The sequence below is a fragment of the Paenibacillus whitsoniae genome, from assembly GCF_003955665.1.
In the GTDB taxonomy this organism is placed as follows: Bacteria; Bacillota; Bacilli; order Paenibacillales; family NBRC-103111; genus Paenibacillus_E; species Paenibacillus_E whitsoniae.
Genome location: NZ_RXHU01000039.1, coordinates 1 through 4,139, shown reverse-complemented (window position 1 = coordinate 4,139; position 4,139 = coordinate 1). Strand labels below are relative to the sequence as shown.

Annotated in this window: 3 protein-coding genes and 1 pseudogene; 2 read left to right on the top strand and 2 right to left on the bottom strand. The window is 53.3% G+C overall.

Annotated features, from left to right (window positions below; translation table 11 throughout):
- Positions 1 to 339: 339 nt before the first annotated feature.
- Positions 340 to 1,107 (bottom strand): exodeoxyribonuclease III, encoded by a 768-nt coding sequence (locus tag EJQ19_RS13910; protein WP_126141838.1) that lies wholly within the window; start codon positions 1,105 to 1,107, stop codon positions 340 to 342.
- 209 nt (positions 1,108 to 1,316) lie between these two features.
- Between EJQ19_RS13910 and cysK the strand changes: the two genes are divergently transcribed.
- Positions 1,317 to 2,258 (top strand): cysteine synthase A, encoded by a 942-nt coding sequence (cysK, locus tag EJQ19_RS13905; protein ID WP_126141837.1) that lies wholly within the window; start codon positions 1,317 to 1,319, stop codon positions 2,256 to 2,258.
- Positions 2,259 to 2,657: 399 nt separating this feature from the next.
- On the opposite strand, the gene EJQ19_RS13900 is transcribed toward cysK, so the two are convergent.
- A complete protein-coding gene (locus EJQ19_RS13900; protein WP_126141836.1) occupies positions 2,658 to 3,458 on the bottom strand; it encodes a lipase family protein in 801 nt (266 codons plus the stop codon).
- Positions 3,459 to 3,565: 107 nt separating this feature from the next.
- Here EJQ19_RS13900 and EJQ19_RS13895 point away from each other — a divergent pair.
- Positions 3,566 to 3,847 (top strand): annotated as a pseudogene (locus EJQ19_RS13895) (ABC transporter transmembrane domain-containing protein); the annotation flags it as partial.
- Positions 3,848 to 4,139: the final 292 nt, after the last annotated feature.

The window sequence follows — 4,139 nt, the reverse complement described above, 5'->3', positions numbered from 1 at the left end:
GCTCTGGGTGCATGCTGTACCACAGCTCGGGCAGCTGGCCTTTTTCTGTCACAAACATGCTTTCCCGAATATGGTCGGGGTTGCCGTATACCGCCAGCGCGTACAAGCCGACCCCCACCGCAAATAAGGCTAAAAGTCCAAACATCCACAGGCTTTTGCGGGTTCTTCGTTGCATCCGTTATTCCTCCCTCGCGATGCTTCAAGAAGTTTCATCTACTCCGAATTATAGCGTCAGGATAATCCTTCCAGAAGCGACCTGAGTCGGGTTATGCCTACGGCTGAAGGCGGAGGGGAGGCGGACAAGCGTCCAACGTTTCAAGGCTATGCAGGATAACCACCTTATGTGGTCTGCGGCAGATCGAGCTCCAGTACAACCGGGCAATGGTCGCTGCCTAGCACTTCACAGGCAATCGAAGCTTCCGTAATCGACGGACCTAACCGCTCGGAAGCGAGAAAATAGTCGATCCGCCACCCGACATTCCGATCGCGGACGCCCGGCATATTCGACCACCACGAGTACACATCGGCACGGTCGGGATACAGATGACGGAACGTGTCGAGGAAGCCGGCGCCGAGCAGGTCGGTCATTTTGCCTCGCTCTTCCGCCGTAAAGCCGGAGTTGCCGTGGTTGCCCTTGCTGTTCTTGATGTCGATTTCCTGGTGTGCCACATTCAGATCTCCACATACCAGGACAGGCTTGCGCTCATCCAATTCTTTGAGATAGGAGCGGAACCGATCTTCCCATTCCATCCGGTAGTCCAGCCGGGACAGGTCGCGTTTCGCGTTCGGCGTATACACCGTCACCAGATAAAAATCCTCAAACTCCAGCGTCACGATCCGGCCCTCGGGCTCGCGATCCTCTTCCATGCCGTACCGCACCGAAATCGGTGCAAGCCGGGTAAAAACGGCTGTACCCGAGTACCCTTTTTTCTCCGCGTAGTTCCAATACTGTCGGTATTCTTCGCCTAACGGGAGCTCAATCTGCCCCTCCTGCAGTTTCGTTTCCTGCACGCAGAAGATATCCGCATCCACTTCCCGGAAATAGTCCAAAAACCCTTTATTCACACAGGCCCGCAGCCCATTAACGTTCCAAGACACCAGTTTCATAATCAACAACGCTCCCAACCGATCTAAAATGTCGAACCTCCCCTAGTGTACCATAGTCGACTGGGCCCTGTGCGTACAAGCTGGCCAAATATAACCCATGTGCCGCTTGTTTATCAGGAATATTGATTTCATTTCTGACGGCGAAGTCGTTATACTTTATTTATCCTACTGAATAACTCGGAATAGCGATGGAAGGGGAGGCTGCTCACATGACCAAAATCTACAACAACTTAACCGAACTTATCGGCAATACGCCGCTTTTGGAGCTGTGGAATTTTCATAAGAAGCACAGCCTGTCCGCGAGAGTCGTGGCGAAGCTGGAATATTTCAACCCTGCCGGCAGCGTGAAAGATCGGATCGGGTATGCGATGCTGAAGGAAGCAGAAGCGAAAGGGTTAATCACCAAAGAGACAGTCATCATCGAGCCGACCAGCGGAAATACGGGAATCGGGCTTGCTTTTGCAGCGGCGGCCTTGGGGTATAAGCTGATCATCGTCATGCCGGAGTCGTTCAGCGTCGAGCGGCGCAAACTGCTTGGCGCACTGGGGGCGGAGCTCATCCTGACCCCGGCGGCGGAGGGGATGAAGGGGGCGATTGCCAAAGCGGAGGAGCTCGCAGCGCAGCTCCCGAATGCCTACGTGCCGCAGCAGTTCAGCAACCCGGCAAACCCGGAAGTGCATCGCGCGACAACGGCGGAGGAAATCTGGCGGGATACGAACGGGTACGTCGATATTTTTGTCGCTGGCGTCGGATCAGGCGGCACGATTAGCGGCGTAGGCAGCTTGTTAAAAGAGCGCAACTCCGACGTGCAGATCGTTGCCGTCGAGCCGACCGACTCGCCGGTGCTGTCCGGCGGCAAGCGCGGCGCCCACCAGATCCAGGGGATCGGTGCGGGCTTTGTGCCCGACAACTTCCAACGGGAGGTTGTCGATGAGATTATGACCGTGAGCAGCGACAACGCGATCACCACAGCCCGTGAGCTGGCCCGTACGGAAGGGCTGCTCGTCGGCATTTCTTCAGGCGCGGCGGTGTACGCCGCAGCCCAGTTGGCCAAACGGCCGGAGAACAAGGCCAAGACGATCGTTGTTCTTTTGCCGGACACCGGGGAGCGGTATTTATCGTCCGCGTTGTATCCGGATCAGATGATGTAAGGCATAAGGCCATGAGCGTCAGCCCGTAAGGAGCGGTTCATGGCTGTTTGCTTGCCACTACTTCGACTCCCAGTTTGCCGCATCGGCGTGCGGGCTGCGACCGTATTCGATAAGATCCTGCATAACGTACAGCTAATTTGACGATTTAGGCCGTATTCCCGCGTGTTCCTGCAAAAAATGCAGCAAAATTTGACGTATCCTCAGCTGTGACCGCTTACAATTGCAGACATGGGATATTTTGCTGTAGAAAATGCAGAACTACATAGCATATCAGCTTTTTTTTGACAAATCTACTGTAGAATTTGCAGGTTGTAGATCAGTGAGGAGACGGCTGGGTGTGGAAGGATAAAGGGGAATAAACAGGAGAAAGAGACGAGGAGCTTTCGCCCTAGGTCTCTTTCAATTTGGGCAAAAACCGGGCGTTTTCCCGCAAAGGAGCTTCGCATATTTGGGATCAAGCTTCGCGAGCTCCTGAAAATACTCACTCACCGCATGGTTGCTGGAGAGAGAACCTGTGGGAAAGTCGAGCTCGACGGCTTTTTTTACATGGATGTAGTGGTAGAGGTCACCGGTGCGCAGCGACTTGTAGACGAGCGGCGGCAGGGCGGGCACCATATCGTTGCGATTGTATACGCGATAGTGCGGGCCTGTTGTCAGGTTAAAATGCTTGGCAAACGCGGGATTGCCGACACGCGGAGAGCCGAACGTGTAGACGGCGGGGGAGCGGAATTTGGTGTTCGTGGCAAGGTCCGCCGCACATAGAGCGGCAAGAGCGCCGCCGAGGCTGTGGCCGGTCAGGTACAACTGTTTTTGCGCGGAAAGCTTGCGCATGACGGTTAGAATTTGCTTGCGTGCCGATTCGTAAATATCCAGAAAGCCCTGGTGCACGAGCCCGCCGCCCTTGGCATACGGATACGCGGTTTGCCGGGCGATCGCATCCGAGATCCAGTCCGACGTGGTCGTGGTGCCTCGAAAGACGATGTTGATCTGACTGTCGGATTCGGCGATGAAACCGAACAGCTCCCGTCCGCTGAGGAAGGAGGAGGCGGTGAAGGGGGCAACGATCCGGTAAGCGGAGGGGAGGACCACATTTTCCGTACCCTGGGTAAGCTGTGCGTAGCTTTGACTGCACATGGCAGACAGTCGGATGGCTGTTCGCGTATCGAGCGAGTTGCTGAACATGGTGTCATTCCCCCACAATGATATATGATGTATGCATATGAAAATGAAGGACACCTGTCCTCAGATAAAAGCCTATTTGTGTAAGCAATCCGGTATAATAGGCAGAGAAAGGTGGAGAAAGGTGTATGTTAAAACGTTTTTTTAGGTATTACCGGCCTTATAAACGTCTGTTTTTACTGGATTTTACCTGTGCCGTCATTGCCGGTATGCTGGAGCTCGGGTTCCCGCTGGCCGTTAATCAGGTGATTGATAAATTGCTTCCGGCCGGAAACTGGACGTGGATTTTGTGGGCATGCGCGGGCTTGCTTGCGGTGTATGGGATCAATACGCTGCTGAATTTCGTGGTGACTTACTGGGGGCATATGCTGGGGATCAACATCGAAACGGATATGCGGAAAAAAATGTTCGGTGTAAATAGGAGTAAGATGTCCGCTATTTGAGGGAGTAGAATGTCCGTTTACGGAGTAGGATGTCCGTTTGAGGGAGTAGGATGTCCGTTTCTCAGATTTGGAAAACGGAAAATTTATGAAAAAAATTTTATTTCGGCATGATAATGATTGTGTAACGAAACAAACGTTCCCCACATGAGCCGATAGACCGTCGATGTAGTAACGACACAACAATATTCATCACAATTACCCCAATGTTTGTTTAATAAGGAAAGTATACCACCGTTTAAAAGGGAGTAGGATGTCCGTT